Origin of the sequence: Psychroflexus halocasei, assembly GCF_900107595.1 — a bacterium.
GTDB lineage: Bacteria > Bacteroidota > Bacteroidia > Flavobacteriales > Flavobacteriaceae > Psychroflexus > Psychroflexus halocasei.
In genome coordinates this window covers 183741-202883 of the sequence record NZ_FNQF01000002.1, presented here as the reverse complement: position 1 = coordinate 202883, position 19143 = coordinate 183741, and the positions used below count along the sequence as shown (strand labels likewise).

Here is a 19143-nt window from a genome sequence, read left to right as displayed (position 1 = left end):
ATATATTTTGAATGAAAATAGCTATTGTCTGTTACCCAACATTTGGAGGAAGTGGTGTTGTGGCAACTGAACTCGGAATTGCTCTTTCCAAAAGAGGACATGAAATTCATTTCGTAACATACAAACAACCTGTTAGGCTCGAATATCTCTCAAATAAAATTAAGTATCATGAGGTGATTGTTCCTGAATATCCATTGTTTCATTATCAACCTTATGAATTAGCTTTATCAAGCAAGCTAGTGACAGTTGTTAAGGAGCATGATATTGACCTGCTGCATGTACATTATGCTATTCCGCATGCTTATGCTGGTTTTATGGCACAACAAATGTTGAAAACCGAAGGTATTGATTTACCTATGATGACAACTTTACATGGAACTGATATCACTTTAGTAGGAAGCCATTCTTTTTATAAACCAGCTGTCAATTTTAGTATTAATGAAAGCAATGTGGTCACTTCGGTTTCTCAGAGTTTAAAAGAAGATACGAAAGCTATTTTTGATATTCATAAAGAAATCCATGTTGTTCCAAATTTTATAGATTTTCAAAATTTACCAAAAAATATAGGTGAATGTCAACGTGATTTAATGGCTGAAGATGATGAAAGAATTATCACACATGTCAGCAATCTTAGACCTGTAAAACGTATAGATGACTTGATAAAAGTTTTTCATAAAGTACAGCAAAAGATCAAATCGCGTTTAATTATTATCGGTGATGGTCCTGAACGTGAAAATGCTTCAAAACTAGCTCATGAACTCGGTATTAGAGAGAAGATTATGTTTCTTGGAAAAAGTAATGAGATTGAAAAGATTTTATGCTATTCAGATTTATTTCTTCTACCATCAGAAAAAGAAAGCTTTGGTTTAGCAGCGCTTGAAGCTATGGCTTATGGCGTTCCTGTAATTTCAACTGATGTTGGCGGTGTGCCAGAAGTTAATATAAATGGTGAATCGGGTTATTTAAGTGCTTTAGGAGATATTAATGATATGGCAAATAATGCCATCAAAATATTAGAAAATACTGATACATTAGACAAATTCAAACTACGTGCTAGAGATATTGCATTAAATTTTGACATGCAAAATATAGTTCCTCAATATGAAAAACTATATGAAACAATGTTAAATGGTAACTCTTAATTTTCTTTCTTAGAATCCTTTTGCTCTATTTTTAAAGTCTCCTTCGGAAAATTACTTTTATTAAAATCCAAAGATCTTATAGGGTATGGGATATTGATGTTTTCTTTATCAAGCGCTTTTTTAATCAGTACAATCGCTTTATGCTGAGCTGTATAAATATCTTTTTGGTTAACGATATTTGTCCAAAAACGAGTGATAAATTGAATCGAACTTGTTCCAAATTCAGTGTAGAAAAACTCAATTTCTTCATTCCCAGATTGTTTGAAATTATCAGCTAAAACTTTTTTGACTAATTTTTCAGCTTGGTCTAAATCGCTGTCAAAGCTTACACGACTTTTAATTGTTATACGTCCGCGTTTAGTACTTGATAAGTTTTCAAAAACAGATTCAACTATTTTTGAATTAGGAACCATAACATGTGTGTTTGCAGCAGTTTTAATTACGACACTTCTCAAATTAACTTCAATAACATGACCTGCGTGATTATGAGTTCTTATCCAATCACCAATTTTTATATTTTTTATAAAACTGATGATGACACCAGAAAAAGTATTGTTTAATGAAGTTTGAAGTGCTAAACCAACTGCCAAACCAACGACACCAGCTCCAGCTAAAATTGTGGTTAATACTGTGTCGAGGTTAAGAATACCAAGCATCACAAAGAAACCAACGAGAACAATGACAACTTTAATGATTTTTACCATTACAAGTTGAAGTGAAAGTTCTGTTTTGTGACGTTTAAAAATTCTAGTCGCTAATCTGCCTATATATTTTGCAGCGAGTAGAAATAAAATAAAAACGACAATTGCAATAATCAAATTGGGTAAACTGTCGATAAAGCTATTGATCCAATTTGATATCTTATCGTAAAAAGAAGACCAGACATTTTTAGTCTGGTCTATAAATTCAGTTTCTTTTTTTGAGTCTTGCATGTGTGCTTAAAGGTTGTATTAATGTGTAGAAGCCCATGCATCTAACATCCAACTTGTTTTTTCAAGTTCACGAATATAAGCACCAACCAAATCAATTGTTCCTTCGTCGTCATTTTTATCCGCAACATCAATCACTTGACGCATTTGCTTAATGATCTTACCATGATCAGCTAAAAGATTTTTAACCATATCAGCATCACTGATGTAAGACTCAGATTCTTCTAAGTTTGACCTTTTTAAGTAATCAGATAAATTACTAACTGGACTTAAACGAAGTGTCAAAATACGCTCAGCAATTTCATCAATCTTTACCATTGCATCATCATACATTTCTTCAAACTTAATATGTAAGTCGAAGAAGTTTTTACCTCTAATATTCCAATGGTAATTTCTTAATTTTTGATAATATAATTGATAATCTGCTAAAAGTGTATTGAGTTCACCAACTGTTTTTTTGGTTTTCTCGTTATCTAGATTTAAATATCCCATTTTATATATAATTTTTATGAATTACGATTTGATGATAAATTTAATTTCTCTCTAATTTTTTTTGAAACTTGTCCTCCAGAAATGCCATAACCATCAACCAAAGTCCCTTTTACGCCATCAGTCGTTGTAATTGCATAGAGTATTGAGTTATCAGAGGGGTTCGACATTCCTTCAAAACGATAAACTTTATCCACGATAAAATCATCTCCTCCAAAAGAGTTTTTATCGTCTGTTGTTTGAAGGTGAGTTTCAGTGAGCTTAAAATCCATTGTATAACCTTCAGATTTTAATTCATTCATTCTTTGTGATAATGTATCAGGGGTTTTCATAATGTTTTTTGTTAAAACTAATAATAACTTAAGTGTTAAGCAATTTGTTTAGGGTATTTAAATAAAAATTAACGTTCAATTATTTTTGTCATTTTTATTCATAAATGAAAATAAACCCAGAGGAAATGCTAAGAAGATAAACAAAAACCTACCCGTCACTAAGCCATAAATTGTAACAATAGCAGCAAGAGCATATAGAATTGTTGTTTTTGAAAGTTTCATAAAATGAGTTTTATCAAATTTATTCAATTTTGATGACTTTTAATACTAAGTTCCTTTTCGTTTCTCAAGATAATTACTGACTTATTGCTTACATTTGCGATTCTAATTTTTAATTATTTTTTTGATGAAAGCAGGCATCGTGGGATTACCAAATGTTGGAAAATCAACTTTATTTAATTCACTCTCAAACGCAAAAGCTCAAAGTGCAAACTTTCCTTTTTGCACGATAGAACCAAACTTAGGTGTTGTAAATGTTCCAGATCCTCGCCTTCAAAAACTTGAAGAACTTGTTAATCCTGAGCGTGTATTACCTGCTACTGTTGAAATTGTTGATATCGCAGGCCTCGTGAAAGGAGCGAGTAAAGGTGAAGGTTTAGGAAATCAGTTTTTAGGAAATATTCGTGAAACTGATGCTATTTTGCATGTATTACGTTGTTTTGACGATGATAATGTTGTGCATGTTGATGGGAAAATTAATCCGCTTAATGACAAAGAAACAATTGATATTGAGCTTCAATTAAAAGACCTTGAAACTGTTGAGAAAAAAATAGAAAAAACCAAAAGAGCAGCTAAAACTGGGCAAAAAGAAGCCCAAAAAGAATATGCTATTCTTGAGAAACTAAAAGAAGGATTAGAAGCAGGAAAATCTGTTAGAGCTATCGATATTGATGAAGATGATAGAGCAGAATTTGTGACACCTTTACAATTTATCACTGATAAACCAGTTCTTTACATCTGTAATGTTGATGAAAACTCAGCCGTGAATGGTAATGCTTATGTAGAGCAAATTAAAGAAGCAGTTAAAGATGAAAATGCTGAAGTTTTAGTGCTTGCTGTTGGAATAGAAGCTGATATCGCTGAACTTGAAGATTTTGAAGAGCGCCAGATGTTTCTTGAAGATATAGGTCTTGAAGAAGCTGGAGCTTCTAAACTGATTCGTACCGCATATCGCTTACTAAACCAGCAAACTTACTTTACAGCTGGTGTGAAAGAAGTACGAGCTTGGACAGTAAAAGTTGGTGCTACAGCTCCTGAAGCTGCAGGTGTGATACATACAGATTTTCAGAAAGGCTTTATTCGTGCTGAAGTCATTGCTTATGAAGATTTTGTGAAATACGGAAGCGAAGCTAAAGTTAAAGAAGCAGGAAAGTTAAGTGTTGAAGGTAAAGAATATATCGTGAAAGATGGTGATATCATGAATTTTAGGTTTAATGTTTAATAATAAGATAGGATGAATATTAATAAATATATTGATCATACGCTGTTAAAGCCAACAGCTACGTTTGATCAGATTTCGAAGCTGTGTGAAGAAGCAAAAAAATATGAATTTGCAAGTGTTTGTATCAATCCTTGTTTTGTAAAATATGCAGCTGAGCAACTGAAAGGTTCTTCAGTTAAAGTTTGTACAGTGATTGGTTTTCCTCTTGGAAATACAACAACACAAGCAAAAGTTGATGAAGCAAAGCAAGCTTTAAAAGATGGTGCAGATGAGTTTGATATGGTTTTAAATCAATCTTGGATAAAATCAAATAAAATAGAAGATGCGCAAGCCGATATTGCAGCAGTTAGAAAAGCAATAGGAGACAAACTTCTTAAAGTAATTTTAGAAACTTGCAATTTAACCGATGACGAAATTGCAAAGGCATCGCAGATTTCAGAAAAAGCAAAAGCAGATTATGTGAAAACTTCTACTGGTTTTGGAAGTGAAGGTGCAACGCCGGAAGCTGTCAAAATTATGAAAGCAAACATTTCTGATCAAGTTAAAATAAAAGCTTCTGGAGGGATACGTGACCTTGAGACAGCTGAAATGTATATCAATCTTGGAGTGAGCAGATTAGGCGCCTCATCTGGCGTTCAAATCATGCAAGGAAAAACTTCAACTCAAAACTATTAATTATTATGGGAGTTCACATTAACGCAAATCCTGGAGATGTTGCAGAAATAGTCTTAATGCCAGGTGATCCCTTGAGAGCAAAATGGATTGCAGAAACTTTTTTAGAAGATGCTAAATGCTACAATACTGTCAGAAATATGCTAGGTTACACTGGTACTTATAAAGGTGTTCCTGTTTCTGTACAAGGGAGCGGAATGGGCTTGCCTTCTTTTAGTATTTACGCACATGAGTTAATTCATGATTTTGGTGCGAAAAAATTAATTCGTGTTGGGAGTGCAGGCGCGATGAAAGAGCATGTCAAACTTAGAGATGTTGTCATTGCAATGTCTGCTTCAACAACTTCATCGATTAACAGAAGCCGTTTTGATGGTGGTGATTATGCACCAACAGCAAGTTTTGATCTTTTCAAAAAAGCCTTAAAAATTGCTGATGAAAAAAATATTGATGTAAAAGCAGGAAATGTTTTATCGTCAGATTTATTTTACACAGATCAAAAAGATGATTATAAAAAATGGGCTGATTACAACGTGCTTTGCGTTGAAATGGAAGCTGCTGCTTTGTACACGATTGCAGCTAAGTTTAATGTTGACGCTTTGGCCGTTTTAACGATTTCAGATTCTTTGGTAACAGGAGAAGTGACTTCGACTGAAGATAGAGAAAAGACATTTAACCAAATGATTGACATTGCTTTAGGTTTAGCTTAAACAATGCAAACGATACTACAACAATATAAAGCGTTTTTTGAAACGCCTTTACTGATTAAGAATCCTGATATGTTAGACCATATCGGGATTTTTGATTTTGATAAAAAACAGATTTCAAAACCTGATATTGAGGATTTAAAAAGCTTTCAAAAATTAGGTTTTATCGGGAAACGCGCTGAGCTTTTTGCAAAATATGTTTTAGAAAACTCTTCTGATTATCGATTGCTTTCTCATAGTTTACAAATATTTGACGATAAAAAAACTTTAGGTGAATTTGATTTTATCTTTCAAGATTTAAACACTTCTGAAATTATTCATTTGGAAATGGTTTATAAAGTTTATCTATTTGACTCAAGACTTTCTAACAATCTTGATTTATGCTGGATCGGCCCGAATAGAAAAGATTCTTTTCATGAAAAATATGAAAAGTTGATGCAGCACCAGTTTCCATTATTATATCATTCTGAAACTGCAAAAGACTTATCTCAACTTAACATAGATTCAGCAGATTCAATTCAGCAAAAATTGCTTTTTAAAGCCATTCTTTTTAGAAGATATAAGGAAGATCTTCCTCAATCTGATTTTTTGAATACTGATCAAATTGCAGGAATTTGGTTGTATTGGGGCGAGTTTCTTAAAGACGAATGGCATGATGCTGTTTATTTTAAACCTGATAAAGTGAATTGGTTTAATACTATTGATATTGAAAATTCAGCCTGGATTAGTCATCAAGAAATTAAATCACAAGTGAAAGCTGAGCATGCCATTAATAGAAATCCGATGTTATGGGTAAAAAAAGATAGACAAATCTTAAAGATTTTTGTCGTTCAATCGGATTTCTAAGTAATATCAGAAAGCACTTCTTATATTTGCTCAAAAAATTCTATGAATACTTTAAAAGCTTTAAACTGGCGATATGCTGTCAAAAAGTTTCAGGCAGACAAAATAGTTTCAGATGAGAAGCTTGATATTATTACTAAAGCTTTTAATTTAACACCTACGTCTTACGGGTTGCAACCTCTTCGATTAGCCGTTGTCAGTGATCCTGATTTGAAGTATCGTCTTTATGAAAAAAGCATGCATCAAGAGCAGGTGAGGACAGCGTCGCATATTTTGGTGATTTGTATTGAAGACATTGTTGATTCAGCTTTTATAGAAAATAACTTTGAGTTGCAAAAAGAAATCAGAAATACACCTGATGAGGTTTTGGCGCCATTTCGTAATTTCTTGCTTGAATTCTTTAAGGAAAAAGATAAAAGCGAAAAAGATAAATGGGCGATTAATCAAGCTTATCTAGCTTTAGGAAACCTATTAACTGTTTGTGCTAAGGAAGAAATAGATGCTTGCCCAATGGAAGGTTTTCAGCCAGATGCTTATGGAGAAATTCTGAAGTTAAAAGAAAAATCATTAAAACCTGTTTTGGTTTTACCAATTGGTTATCGCGATGAAGAAGATCAATTTGCTTCTTTTGAAAAAGTGAGAAGACCAATAGAGGAAACAATTATTTATTATAAATAAAAAAGGTGGTTTTATTAAAAACCACCTTTTTAGTATTCTCAAAGAAATACAAATATTACTTTTCGTTCTTTCTTTTATCGATACGCTCTTGAGCAATTTTCATTGCTGCTTTTTGCGTAGTCATTTTGTTTTCTTCAGCTGTTTTTAAAATCTCTAAAGTTGTGTTGTAAATGTTTTCAGTTTTCTCCATCACTTCCTCGCGTTTAAAGCCTTTGAGTTCACCGTAAACATTAATTACACCTCCAGCATTTATCAAGAAGTCTGGTGCGTAAACGATACCTTTGTCAAGCAACATTTGACCATGTTTCTCCTCTTCAGCCAATTGATTATTTGCAGCACCTGCAATCACTTTAGCTTTCAGTTTATTAATTGTTTCGTCGTTAACAGTTGCACCTAAAGCACAAGGAGAATAGATCTCAACATCTGCTGTGTAAATATCATCACCTTCAAAGATTTTAGCGCCGTATTTGTTAGCAACTTCTTCTAAACGCTCTTTATTTATATCAGTGATAAAAACTTCACCACCTTCTTCACGAATGTGTTTAACGACAGTTTCGCCAACATTTCCGATACCTTGTACAAGCACTTTAATGCCTTTAAGCGTATCAACGCCAAGCTTAAATTTAGCAGCAGCTTTCATTCCCATGAAAACACCGTAACCTGTCACAGGTGAAGGATTCCCTGATCCACCTAAGCTTTCAGAAATACCAGTCACATGTTTAGTCACTTCACGAACTGTATCCATATCTTCAGTTGCCATACCAACATCTTCAGCAGTGATATATTTTCCGCTTAAAGAATCGACAAATTTACCGAAGCGACGCATTAATTCTGGTGTTTTTTGAGTTTTAGCATCACCGATAATCACAGCTTTACCGCCACCTAAATCAAGACCAGTAATGGCACTTTTAAAAGTCATTCCACGTGATAAACGTAAAACATCATTTAAAGCTTCCCATTCGCTTTCGTAGTTCCACATTCTTGTTCCACCTAAAGCAGGTCCTAAAGTTGTGTCATGAATTCCGATGATTGCTTTTAGTCCAGTTTCTTTGTCATAGCAAAAAACAACCTGTTCATGGTCATCAAAAGAAAGTTGTCCAAAAACTGGCGCGACTTTCTTTAAATCTTGACCTTTTATTACTTCTGCATCCATATGATTGATAATTTAATGTTATTAATTTCTCAATAGAGTATGCACAAAAGTAAGATTTGTTTGAAGATTAATAACGAAATTGTTCTTAAAATAAAAATACAATAACGATTAGACTGTAAAAGAAAAGTAGAAATTCAATTTCTTTGAAATTAAACTTTGATAATTCTAAATATTTTGTATTTAATTTAATATATAAGTTATATTGTTTTGAATGATTCAATAAAATAATTTCTGATTAACATTGTAATTTGCTAATAACCAGTTGCTTGTGTTTTTATCTGTTTGTTAAATTTTAAATCAGAATTAAATGATAAGCAAATAGGTTGCTTTTTCAATTATTTAGTGTTCTATTTAAAAAATGCAGCGCTTCATGTTGAAGAGCTGCATTGTCATTTACTCTTTAATAAGCTTAAGATCAAGTTCTTTACCTTCTTTGTTTTTTGCTTTGATAAAATAGATTCCTTTGCTTAAATCTTCAATAATATAAGGAGAATTGACAGCTTTTGTTTCATTAAAACTCTTGACTTCTTGCCCTAAGGTGTTGAAAATCATGACAGCTTCTAAAGCTTGATTAAAACGGATTTCATGACTTGCAGGATTAGGATACATCGAGAGTTTTTGACTGATTTGTGGTTGATCAGTTGATAAGCCCTGAGGTTCTTTATCCAGCAAAATCATAAATTCTCCTGCGTCTAAACTAATGCTTTGGTTTGTTTGTGTAATTGAAATATAACTGTCATCAACAAAATTATACCAATTGCCAGTTGAAGGAAATTCTGGAGAAATAGAAGTTTGTGTCACGCCAAAGTTTCCAATGATCACGATTTCTTCAACATCATCGTCTAAGGGATTATTGTGAGATAATTTGATGATTTTCTGAAAATCATGATTGGCATTTACACTAAAATTTGTTGTTTTAAAAATAGTTTCATTATTTCTGAGTTTGATTAATTCAGCCCAAAAATTATGTAAATCTGTTCTGTTATTGTTGTTTAAATAATCCCAAACAATAGGTTTTGGAGAGGTACGGCAATCACTATCAATGCTGCCATCTTCACAATGATTAATGCTATGATCATAACCTAATTCTCCAAATTGCCATATCATTTTTGGCCCTGGTACAGTCAAGAAAAAAGCACCTGCCATTTTCATTCGCTCTAAAGCTGTGTTGAGATTTGTGATGTTGTAACTTCCAGTATTATTTCCAAATTCTAAATTTTTATACATCAGGCGTTCTTCATCATGACTTTCCATGTAACTTACATTTGAAGCTGTTGTCCAACCACGATTTTGATAATTTACACCAGAAAAATCAGAATCAGTATAGCCTATTGTCGCTTGGTTATATTGAAAGTTCAGATTTTGCCAAACCATCATTCCTGGCTCATCACTTTGTGTTGTTGCACGGTGATTAATCAATTCTGTCTCTTCAGCATTAGGCGCAAAATGTTCTAAAATTACATAAGCATCACTATCAATAGCGCGTATCTGATTATACATTCTTTTTAATATTTCAATACGTGATGCATTATAAGTCCCACCATCTCCAGGCGTATTGGTAAAGCCCTTTGTGAAATCAAATCTGAAACCATCAATATTATATTCTTCGAGCCAAAAACGATTCATTTCATCTAACCAATTTTCAGTAAATGTTGAAGTATGATCAATATCATTAAAGAATTGAAAAGCTGTATTTGGATCATTTTGATTAAAAAGCGGATTATAAGCTGTTGCTTGTCCTTCATAACATCCGTTACAGTCATTGTACATTCTGAAATACGGACTTTGACCTGTTCCATGGTTATAAACAACATCTAAAATAACAGCAATTCCGCGTTGGTGTGCGGCATCAACAAAAGCTTTAAAACTTTCAGGAGGTCCATAATATTTGTCTAAAGCCATGTGAAAAGATGGATTATAACCCCACGAAATATTTCCATCAAACTCATTGACTGGCATGAGTTCTATAGCGTTGATACCTAAATTTTCTAAATAATCAAGTCGGTTTATCAAGGCTTCAAATGAATGATTTTGATCAAAATCTCTTAATAAAACTTCATATATGACTAAACCTTCTTGATCAGGTCTTTCAAAGTTTGTGAATTCCCAATCGTATTCATTATATCTAAACCAACTGACAATTTCTGTTGTTTCTGAGGGATAATCAGGAATGTTTGCAAAAGTTGTTTCATCGATATAAGTATCATTGTATGGATCTAAAACTAAAGTAGAATAAGGGTCTGCAACTCTGATTTGTCCTTCAATGAGATACTGAAATAAAAAGTCTGTTGACCAACTTGAGTTTTCAGGAATATCAATTGTTAACCAAAACTTATCTTCTGCAGAATCCTTTTTCATCAGAAAATCAGAATCCATTTCCCAATTATTAAAATCACCTATCACATGAACAAATTCTTTATATGGTGCTTCTAGAACTAATGTTATTTCGTTTGGTGTTGAAGCTTCGTAATTGATGCCATTTTTTAAGCCACTAGGAAGTGGTTCTTCAACAGGTGTTGGTGTAATCATTGCTGAAAACTGAAAGCTTTCACTCGCATTTGAATCTGTATGATTTGCAATCAGCTCGAAATCTGTATCAGAGTTAACAGTATAATTGTAAGAGAAATTTGTGTTTGCTGATTCTGAAGTTAACAGCGTATTATTCGCATATAATTCAAAATTAGAGGCTAGGTTTGATTCTGCAGAAATAGTGAATTGATCACCAGCTTCTAAAAGGGTTAAATCTTGCGTTGGTTCATTGAGATTGACTTGATATGTTCCAACAGGTATCAAATAATCTTGAGTTTTTTTATCGCCATTTGCATTTTTAGCTTTTGCTAAAACACCAATTTCAGAAATATCGGTACTATTAAATAGGGAAGTAGGAGTGAAAGTAAAAGAAAAGCTGCCATCACCATTATTTGTCATCTTTTGAGCTTCATCAGAGTTTGACCATTGCCCGTTTGAAGGAGAATCAGATTCTACGCCGTTTGAATTAGTGTACCACATCCATAAGTATAAATCAGATGTACTCCAAATATTTGGATTAACACCTTCAACAGTTATCGTGACTTCTTGGTCAGCATCAAAAAATTCAGGGTTTGTTGTGAATGTGCCTGTTTGTATTTGAGCATAATTGTAAAATGCAATGAAGCTCAAAATGAGTGTGTAAAAATATTTCATCTTTAAAGATTTTAAAATTAAAAAAGCTGCTTTTCAGGCTTCGTGTCAGTTTCATTTACGAAAGATGAATGAAGATCTTTCTGTTATTTGTTCTTTAAAAAAAGAACTTTAATGAATGACTTTTCAGCGACGAAAAGCAGCTTTGCATTATTGAGGTTTCAGTCTATTTTATTCTTCCCAAGGGTAAAATGAAATTGTTGGCGGATTTGCTGAAAAATCTATCTCAATATTATAAATACCAGGTGTATCAACAGGGATGTTGTCGCCACCTTCTTCTAAAGTTCCATCGTTTCCATTATCACCATAATCAATGTTCCACTCTTCATTTTGTCTAACTTTAACTTCACCAGCCATCAGTTCAACTCCATTGGCGTAAAATTTACCATCTTCAGTTCCAAAATCTGGTAAAAACTTTACATCAGGTGCTTCCCAGCCAAAAGTTGTTGCGTCACCAGTTAAGCCCCATAAATTAGTTTCTTCAAGATTATAAGTTAAGTTTTTAAAATCAACTGTAATGATATAATGTCCTGTTGTGACAGCGATATTATCACCACCTTGGGCAAGAGTTCCATTGCTCCCACCAAAATCGGTGTTCCATTCTTCATTTTGTCTGAATTTGATTTCGCCATCTGTTAATGTTACAGCTGCAACCCAATTGTCATTAAAAGAATTGTAATGTAATTTTACATCAGGTGCATCCCAGCCGTGGATAGTTGCATCACCGACAATTCCCCAAGAAAACTCTTCCATTGTATAGGTTAAATTATTGAGGTTTAAAGTGATTCTGTAATCACCAGCTGTGACTGGAATGTCCGCACCACCTTCATCTAAGGTTCCGTTATTATCATTATCACCATAATCAAAATTCCATTGGTTATTTTTTCTAAATTTGATATCACCATCACGTAAACTTGTATATGCGACAATGATTCCATCTTCAGAAGTTGTATAAAAAGGAATATCTTGAATTGGTGTTTCTGGTGTAGATGACCATCCACCAGGTGTTGCATCTCCAACAACTCCAAAATCTGTCGATAAATCTAAGATTGAAGAAAAAGCGGTGACTTGCAAAGTTGATACAGGAGAATAAATACTTTTTGCTTGACTTAAAATCACTTTTAAGCGCATCTCAACTTCAGTTTCTTGTAAAGGTGTGATGCCTATATTTAATAAAAGCTTGTTTAACTCATCTGAGGTAAAAGTTTTTGAAAGTTCTGAGCCAACAGCAACTGTTTTTGCGCTAGCAAAATCATTTCCAGCTAAGTCAATTTCAATGTTATAAGATGGTGCAGCAGGAAAACCGAAATTAGGCTCTTGCCATGTTACTTCAAGTATCTCTTGGTCTGCGTTATCTTCTGTCATCACTACAGTATCAGTTGATAGCTCTAAGCTTGTTGTTGCATTTTCGTTTAATACTGTAAAGTTGTCGTCATCCTCACAGCTGATAAAAATTGCTGCAATGAAAATGAAGAGAAATTTTGTATAAAATTTAGTAGCCATCATTTTGTGTAAGATTTGGGTTAATCGTTAATAAATCATTTGGGATAGGGAAGAGGCGTCTGTAAGTTGGAGCAGAAACACCATCTTTAACACCACCTTTAAATGGCCATAAATATTGATTAGTTGTGAATTGCTCATAACGAATCAAATCTGTTCTTCTCAGGCCTTCCCAATAAAGCTCGCGTGATCTTTCATCTAAAACAAATTGTAAATCTAAATCACCACTTGTGATGTTTGCTGAGTTATTTCCGTAAGCTCTTTCTCTTAATTCATTGATTAAGTTGACAGCACGTGAAGCGTTTCCGCCGCCGCCTCTTAATGTTGCTTCAGCATAATTCAAATATATTTCTGCTAAACGAATGACTGGTAAATCAGTATCAACAAAATCACCTGTTGAGTCACTTCCTGGATTACCATTCGAGTCAATATTTCTAAACTTAGTCACAGCGAAACCGTCTTCAAATGTAGAAACATCGTTGATTTCAAGCGTTTGTCCATCTGTATAGAACATCGCTCTCGCATCTGGCAAGCTTTCATAAATACTTTGTATTGTATAAGTATTATTATTTAGGTTAAGTGTGATGACAACTCTTCCAGTTGTTTCAACAATAATGTTATCACCATCAGGAATAAGGTTGCCATTTTCGCCACCAAAGCTTACTGACCAATCATCATTTTTTCTGAATTTGAGTTCGCCTTCGGTAAGTTCTGTGAAAATTTTAAAAACATTAGGAGAAGCTTCGTACATATCTGTATCAGGATCTGCCCAACCATTAGGAGTTGAATTTCCTATAATTCCCCAATCAGATACAGGTCCAATACTAGCATTGAGTTCAGCATTTGTTTTGACAAATTTATTAACAAAAGATTTTGTTGTTCTGTTTCCTGCCCAACCACCGTTGATACCGAACTCAGCTGGGTTCATTGTTCCACCAACAGCCGCATGAACTAAGAATGTTGTTCCACCAAAAGTTTGAGATTGAATACCATCAAAATTTAATGTAAAAATAAATTCTTTTTGAGCACCGTTTGTGTTGTTATCGGCCAAGAATAATTCATCATAAGCACTTCCGTTTCCATTTGCATCAGTTGTGTTGATGCTGTAACTAGAGTTGATAACTTTCTCTGAATATGTCACAGCATCGTTGTAGCGCGGTGTTCCTATAAAAGATTCAGCATTTAAGTATAATCTAGAGAGTAATGCCCAAGCTGCAACACGATCAACACGTCCATATTCATTTGCGCCACTATCAGCCAATTGATCTTCAATTTCTAAAAGTTCTTCTTCAACAAAATTAAAAATCTCTTCACGAGAAGCTTGTTGAGGTAACTCAGTTGAAATTTCAGTTGTTAAAGGTACATTTCCATATAAATCCATCAAGTTGTAATAAGCAAAAGCTCTCAAAAATCTTGCTTCAGCTATAAATTGATTGACTTCTTCATCAGCTAATAATTCAGCATTCGAGATAAAAGAGTTTGTAAATGAAACCTCTTGTGCTAAGCGATAATACATCGCTTCGGTAAAGTCATTTCCTGATGACCAAGATAAACCGTGTAAATCTGGTAAACCAGGGTCACCCCAACCAACAATTGCTTGATCAGTTGTAAGTTCATTTAGGTTAAACAGCATTCTAGAGAATTGTGAAAAACCTTCATCAATTCCTGAAATATCTGGTTGTCCTGCTGGACCTTGTTGTCCCGTTAATGCTAAACTCGCATAAAGTTTTGCAAGTGCTCCTTTAGCTTGGCTTGCATTTGCAAAAACGTCTTCTTCTGTCGTACTGTCTGGATCAATTGGTGTTTGATTCAAATCATCATGGCATGACACCAATGTGAAAAATGAGATCAGAGCGACTAATAAAGTATTAAATTTTATTTTCATCATTTCTTATTTTATAAGTCAACATTTAATCCTAAAACAAATGTTCTAGGGCGTGGGTAAAAATTGTTATCGATTCCTCCAGAAATCTCTGGGTCGATGCCGTCATAATCAGTTACAGTTAATAAATTCTGAACAGATCCGTAAACTCTAAACTGAGTATTTCCTGAAACGCTATTAAAGTTGTAACCAAGCGTCACATTATCGATTCTAAAGAATGAAGCATCTTGAATATGATAGTCACTCAGTAAACCTCTTTGTGTAATATTTTTAAAACCTGTATTAAAATAATCACTATGTAAGTTAGATAAAATTTGGTTTTCAGTCGCTTTACGTTCGTAACTATTTGCAGAAGCAACGTTATTATATGCATAGTTTCCTAAACTCACTCTTGACTGAACTGATAAATCCCAATTTTTATAGCTTAAGTTTGTATTGAAGCCCATGAGCACATCTGCATATGGATTTTCTTTAATGTATCTATCATCATCGTTAATTACGCCATCATTATTTCTGTCAACATAAACACCTTCAATCGGTCTTCCATTACTATCATAAACTTGCTCATAAACATAGTAACTGTATGGCGTTTCGCCTTCTCTATGAAGTTGAATATTGTTTCCTGTACCACCCGAAATTCCACCAACATTTTGCTCATCTGGAAGGTTGGTAATTTCGTTATCATTAAACGACACATTGTAACCTAAATTCCATGACCAATCATCAGTATCAATGGCTTTGTAATTGATTGCAAACTCAATTCCTTTGTTTTCCATATCACCGATATTTTTATCGATTTTGTTTCCAAAGTTTGTAAATGGATCAACGAGAGTAAAAGCGATTAAATCTTCAGTTTTTTTGATGTAAGCGTTAATAGAACCGCTTACTTTATCATCTAAGAAAGCATAGTCTAAACCAACATTTATCGTTGAACCCACTTCCCATTTCAAATCTTCATTGTAAGGTTCAGGTCTGTAAGTTTGATAAAAACTATTTCCGATTTGGTAATTTGCTGTTGATTGGCTTGAAGTGTATCGTGTCAAGAAGTTATAATCTCCCAAACCATTAACATTACCAACTTGACCATAACCACCTCTTAATTTTAAAACATTAAAAAAGTCTGACCCATCCATAAAACTTTCGTTGTGAATGTTCCAAGCTGCTGAGAAAGACGGGAAATAACCCCAACGATCATCTGGGTTTAATTTTGAAGAAGCATCAGCTCTTAATGATGCAGTCAATAAATAGCGGCTGTCATAATTGTAATTAGCACGACCAAAGTAAGATAAAAGAACGTTTTTTGAACGATCTATAAATTCTGCTGTGTTACCTTGTTCTTCTTTTTCACTATCATAAGAATAATTATCGTATTCAAATTTTTGATAAGAATAACCAGCAACTGCTGTTAAGCTGTGCACATCATTAAATGTATTTTCATAAGTTAGATACGCATCGAAAAGTTTATTTTTCTGAGTTTGGCTAAAAGTTGTTCTCGCGCCATTTCTTAAACCACCGACTTGATCATCAGTAGGCATTTGGTCTGAAGTAATTGTACGTCCGTTACTGTTAGATTCATCATAACCAACGTTTACAGTTGCTTTAATATGTTCAGTTAGATCATAATCAGCTTGTAAATTTGTAATGATACGTCTGACTTCTGAATGATCATCAACTAAATTCAATGAAGCAACAGGGTTAGTAGGAGCTAAAGAACGCTGTGCACCTGTTTGAGGGTCAATCCAGGCGAAATATCCGCCAAAAGGAGAGTTCGAATCGTAAATAGGTTGCGTTGGGTCAAAACTAACAGCTGAACCAATCGCGTCACGGTTAGCAAATATGTTTTCAACATAAGAGCCTCTGACATTTAAAGTAACCTTTAATTGATCGTCAAAAAAGCGAGGCGTTAAGTTAAGTCCTCCTGTATATCTTGTAAAGTTGTCACCTCTTAGAATACCATCTTGATTTGTATAGCCAATAGATGCTCGCATTGGCATGAAGCCGAAAGCATTTCCTAAAGCACTCATATTAAATTCTTCACCAGTGGCTTGCTCTGTATAAATCTGTTCTTGCCAATCAGTTGAACTATCACCTAATCTTCCGATTTGGTCTGGTGTTCCAACATTATTAACCAGGTTTTTAAATTCAGAAGCCGACATCACATCAACAGTTTCTAATCTGTTTCTGACAGTTCTTTTTAAAGAAACATCATATCTAAATTCTTTAGTGTCTTTACCTTTTTTTGTTGTAATTTGAATCACACCATTAGCTGCTCTTGAACCATAAATTGCAGTTGCTGAAGCATCCTTTAAAACTGTCATGCTTTCAATATCATTTGGGTTAATAATATTGAGTGGATTTCGAGATCCACCAACACCACCATTATCAATAGGAATACCATCAATCACATAAAGCGGTTGATTTTCTAGTGAAAGTGACCCTAAACCACGAATGGTAATTGTTTGTCCGTCACCAGGTGAACCACTTGCTGAAGTCACATTAACACCAGCAATTTTACCAGTAATTAACTCTTGAGCAGAGTTGATTGGACCTTTGTTAAAATCCTTAGAGCTAACCATGTCAACAGCACCAGTTAAATCTTCTTTTTTTGCAGTACCATAACCAATCACGAGGACTTCTTCGAGAATAGCTGTATCTTCACCCATGGTTACATTAATTTCGTTTTGTCCTACATAAGTAATTTCTTGACTTTTAAAGCCTAAGTAGCTGTAAACAAGAACTTGGCCTTGCTCGACAACGATTGCGTAATGACCATCGAAATCAGATGTTGTTCCTTTATCAGTACCTTTAATTATGATATTGACACCCGGTATTGCGCCACTATCTTCACCAATAACTGTACCTTTTACAGTATCTTGAGCAAAAATGCACAAGGGCAAAAACATGAGCAAAAAACTCAATTGTTTAATAGTTTGCATATGTTTTAAATTTTGTTAAAATTGATATACTTTTACTTCCACTTGTTAAAGATAGGTAAAGAGTAGGCATACTTTAAAATAAGAAATCAACTACAACGTTTGCGTGTTGAAAAGTTTTATAATAAATTGATAATTATCAGTTTTTAAAAAAATAAGCAGTTACTTTTATTGAAAATTATTGAGAATCTATCAATGAAACAAAAACCAACTTTAAAAATTATCGCTAAAGAACTGGATGTTTCTATCTCTACTGTTTCTAAAGCATTGAGAGACAGTAAAGAAATTAGTGAAGAGACAAAACAAAAAGTCAAAGCTTTTGCAAAGCTTTATAACTATAAGCCTAACAATATTGCTTTGAGTCTTAAAAACCGTAAAACAAAAACTCTGGGCGTCATTATTCCTGAAATTGTTCATCATTTTTTTACAACTGTCATTTCAGGTATTGAAAATTATGCAAATCAACGAGGCTATAATGTGATTGTTGGCTTATCCAATGAATCCTTTGATAAAGAAGTTCTTAACTTAGATATGTTAGCTAATGGTAGTATTGATGGCTTCATCATATCTTTGGCTAAAGAAACTTTACAGAAAAAGGACTATCACCATTTGAGAGAAACAATTGATCAAGGTATTCCAATTGTCATGTTTGATCGCGTTCTTGATGAAATTTCTTGTGATAAAGTAGTCGTTGATGATATTGAAACATCTCAGAAAGCCGTTCAGAAATTAATTGATTCAGGAGCAAAAAATATTGCAATAATTACGACTGAAGATTATGTCAGCGTAGGTAAATTAAGAACACGAGGTTATGTAAAAACATTAGCACAGAATAAAATTCAACTTGATGAAAGCTTGATTCTGAAAATTGATGATCACCTTAATGAGGAGAACCATTTAGAAAAATTAGAACATCAAGTTAAAGAATTTCTTCAATCAAAAAACATTGATGCAATTTTGGCAGTGAATGAATTATATGCCATTACTGCTATGAAAGTTGCACGTGCTATTGGTTATAGAATTCCTGAAAATTTACAAGTGATAGGATTTACCGATGGTGTCCTCTCTAAGCACGCTTATCCACCCCTTACAACTGTGAGTCAACACGGAAAAGAAATGGGAAAACAGACGGCAGAGCTTTTGATTGATAGATTGGAAAACGAGTCAAAAGAAGCTGATGATAAATACAAAACAGTTATTGTTAAAACCGAGATTATAGAGCGAGAAACTACAAAGTCTATTAATCCATAATTTTTTATATCTTT

At 33.7% G+C, this 19143-nt stretch carries 15 protein-coding genes; 7 read left to right on the top strand and 8 right to left on the bottom strand.

Translation table 11 applies throughout. From position 1 onward, the window contains the following. The first annotated feature begins 11 nt into the window (after window positions 1–11). The gene (bshA, locus tag BLV84_RS02960; protein WP_093239311.1) at window positions 12–1142 is read left to right on the top strand and encodes an N-acetyl-alpha-D-glucosaminyl L-malate synthase BshA; all 1131 of its coding nucleotides are present in this window, start codon (window positions 12–14) and stop codon (window positions 1140–1142) included. Here the strand turns inward: bshA and BLV84_RS02955 are convergent. From BLV84_RS02955 to BLV84_RS02945, 3 genes are read right to left on the bottom strand one after another with little or no spacing between them, the layout of a single operon-like run. Further along, the gene (locus BLV84_RS02955) at window positions 1139–2074 is read right to left on the bottom strand and encodes a mechanosensitive ion channel family protein (protein WP_093239308.1); all 936 of its coding nucleotides are present in this window, start codon (window positions 2072–2074) and stop codon (window positions 1139–1141) included. The two genes, bshA and BLV84_RS02955, sit on opposite strands and share 4 nt — an antisense overlap. Before the next feature lie 18 nt (window positions 2075–2092). After that, window positions 2093–2563: a Dps family protein gene (locus BLV84_RS02950; protein ID WP_093239305.1), complete on the bottom strand. Its 471-nt coding sequence runs from the start codon at window positions 2561–2563 to the stop codon at window positions 2093–2095. Window positions 2564–2577: 14 nt separating this feature from the next. After that, window positions 2578–2892 carry a phosphoribosylpyrophosphate synthetase gene (locus BLV84_RS02945; RefSeq protein ID WP_093239302.1) on the bottom strand — a complete coding sequence of 105 codons (315 nt, stop codon included), beginning with the start codon at window positions 2890–2892 and terminating at the stop codon, window positions 2578–2580. A 346-nt stretch (window positions 2893–3238) separates the two neighbouring features. Between BLV84_RS02945 and ychF the strand changes: the two genes are divergently transcribed. Genes ychF through BLV84_RS02920 form a run of 5 tightly spaced genes read left to right on the top strand, consistent with a single transcriptional unit; the run spans window position 3239 to window position 7230 of the window. Next, on the top strand, window positions 3239–4333 hold the full coding sequence (gene ychF / locus BLV84_RS02940; RefSeq protein ID WP_093239299.1) for a redox-regulated ATPase YchF: 1095 nt from the start codon (window positions 3239–3241) through the stop codon (window positions 4331–4333). A 12-nt stretch (window positions 4334–4345) separates the two neighbouring features. After that, window positions 4346–5008: a deoxyribose-phosphate aldolase gene (deoC, locus tag BLV84_RS02935; protein WP_093239296.1), complete on the top strand. Its 663-nt coding sequence runs from the start codon at window positions 4346–4348 to the stop codon at window positions 5006–5008. 5 nt (window positions 5009–5013) lie between these two features. Further along, window positions 5014–5712 carry a purine-nucleoside phosphorylase gene (gene deoD, locus BLV84_RS02930; RefSeq protein WP_093239293.1) on the top strand — a complete coding sequence of 233 codons (699 nt, stop codon included), beginning with the start codon at window positions 5014–5016 and terminating at the stop codon, window positions 5710–5712. Window positions 5713–5715: 3 nt separating this feature from the next. After that, window positions 5716–6555 (top strand): DUF1853 family protein, encoded by an 840-nt coding sequence (locus BLV84_RS02925; protein WP_093239290.1) that lies wholly within the window; start codon window positions 5716–5718, stop codon window positions 6553–6555. A 42-nt stretch (window positions 6556–6597) separates the two neighbouring features. Continuing rightward, the gene (locus tag BLV84_RS02920) at window positions 6598–7230 is read left to right on the top strand and encodes a nitroreductase family protein (RefSeq protein WP_093239288.1); all 633 of its coding nucleotides are present in this window, start codon (window positions 6598–6600) and stop codon (window positions 7228–7230) included. A 55-nt stretch (window positions 7231–7285) separates the two neighbouring features. Here the strand turns inward: BLV84_RS02920 and BLV84_RS02915 are convergent, their stop codons facing one another. The 5 genes from BLV84_RS02915 to BLV84_RS02895 all read right to left on the bottom strand — a co-directional run bounded on the left by BLV84_RS02915 (window position 7286) and on the right by BLV84_RS02895 (window position 17881). Then, window positions 7286–8383, bottom strand: a complete 1098-nt coding sequence (locus tag BLV84_RS02915) for a Glu/Leu/Phe/Val family dehydrogenase (RefSeq protein ID WP_093239285.1) — start codon at window positions 8381–8383, stop codon at window positions 7286–7288. A gap of 393 nt (window positions 8384–8776) precedes the next feature. Then, complete coding sequence (locus BLV84_RS02910; protein WP_093239282.1) at window positions 8777–11566, bottom strand: alpha-amylase family glycosyl hydrolase; 2790 nt, start codon at window positions 11564–11566, stop codon at window positions 8777–8779. A 168-nt stretch (window positions 11567–11734) separates the two neighbouring features. Further along, entirely contained in the window at window positions 11735–13066 is a 1332-nt protein-coding gene (locus BLV84_RS02905; protein WP_159429385.1) for a SusE domain-containing protein, read from the bottom strand. Beyond that, window positions 13056–14948 carry a RagB/SusD family nutrient uptake outer membrane protein gene (locus BLV84_RS02900; protein WP_093239977.1) on the bottom strand — a complete coding sequence of 631 codons (1893 nt, stop codon included), beginning with the start codon at window positions 14946–14948 and terminating at the stop codon, window positions 13056–13058. Before BLV84_RS02900 ends, BLV84_RS02905 begins: the two co-directional genes overlap by 11 nt. A gap of 11 nt (window positions 14949–14959) precedes the next feature. Beyond that, window positions 14960–17881 carry a SusC/RagA family TonB-linked outer membrane protein gene (locus BLV84_RS02895; RefSeq protein WP_093239274.1) on the bottom strand — a complete coding sequence of 974 codons (2922 nt, stop codon included), beginning with the start codon at window positions 17879–17881 and terminating at the stop codon, window positions 14960–14962. Window positions 17882–18073: 192 nt separating this feature from the next. On the opposite strand from BLV84_RS02895, the gene BLV84_RS02890 reads away from it, so the two are divergent. Further along, window positions 18074–19129 carry a LacI family DNA-binding transcriptional regulator gene (locus BLV84_RS02890; protein WP_093239271.1) on the top strand — a complete coding sequence of 352 codons (1056 nt, stop codon included), beginning with the start codon at window positions 18074–18076 and terminating at the stop codon, window positions 19127–19129. The last annotated feature ends 14 nt before the right edge of the window (window positions 19130–19143 follow it).

Coding starts and splice junctions, on each gene's coding strand:
- bshA (WP_093239311.1), top strand. CDS start 12: ATGAAAATAGCTATTGTCTGTTACCCAACATTTGGAGGAAGTGGTGTT.
- BLV84_RS02955 (WP_093239308.1), bottom strand. CDS start 2,074: ATGCAAGACTCAAAAAAAGAAACTGAATTTATAGACCAGACTAAAAAT.
- BLV84_RS02950 (WP_093239305.1), bottom strand. CDS start 2,563: ATGGGATATTTAAATCTAGATAACGAGAAAACCAAAAAAACAGTTGGT.
- BLV84_RS02945 (WP_093239302.1), bottom strand. CDS start 2,892: ATGAAAACCCCTGATACATTATCACAAAGAATGAATGAATTAAAATCT.
- ychF (WP_093239299.1), top strand. CDS start 3,239: ATGAAAGCAGGCATCGTGGGATTACCAAATGTTGGAAAATCAACTTTA.
- deoC (WP_093239296.1), top strand. CDS start 4,346: ATGAATATTAATAAATATATTGATCATACGCTGTTAAAGCCAACAGCT.
- deoD (WP_093239293.1), top strand. CDS start 5,014: ATGGGAGTTCACATTAACGCAAATCCTGGAGATGTTGCAGAAATAGTC.
- BLV84_RS02925 (WP_093239290.1), top strand. CDS start 5,716: ATGCAAACGATACTACAACAATATAAAGCGTTTTTTGAAACGCCTTTA.
- BLV84_RS02920 (WP_093239288.1), top strand. CDS start 6,598: ATGAATACTTTAAAAGCTTTAAACTGGCGATATGCTGTCAAAAAGTTT.
- BLV84_RS02915 (WP_093239285.1), bottom strand. CDS start 8,383: ATGGATGCAGAAGTAATAAAAGGTCAAGATTTAAAGAAAGTCGCGCCA.
- BLV84_RS02910 (WP_093239282.1), bottom strand. CDS start 11,566: ATGAAATATTTTTACACACTCATTTTGAGCTTCATTGCATTTTACAAT.
- BLV84_RS02905 (WP_159429385.1), bottom strand. CDS start 13,066: ATGGCTACTAAATTTTATACAAAATTTCTCTTCATTTTCATTGCAGCA.
- BLV84_RS02900 (WP_093239977.1), bottom strand. CDS start 14,948: ATGAAAATAAAATTTAATACTTTATTAGTCGCTCTGATCTCATTTTTC.
- BLV84_RS02895 (WP_093239274.1), bottom strand. CDS start 17,881: ATGCAAACTATTAAACAATTGAGTTTTTTGCTCATGTTTTTGCCCTTG.
- BLV84_RS02890 (WP_093239271.1), top strand. CDS start 18,074: ATGAAACAAAAACCAACTTTAAAAATTATCGCTAAAGAACTGGATGTT.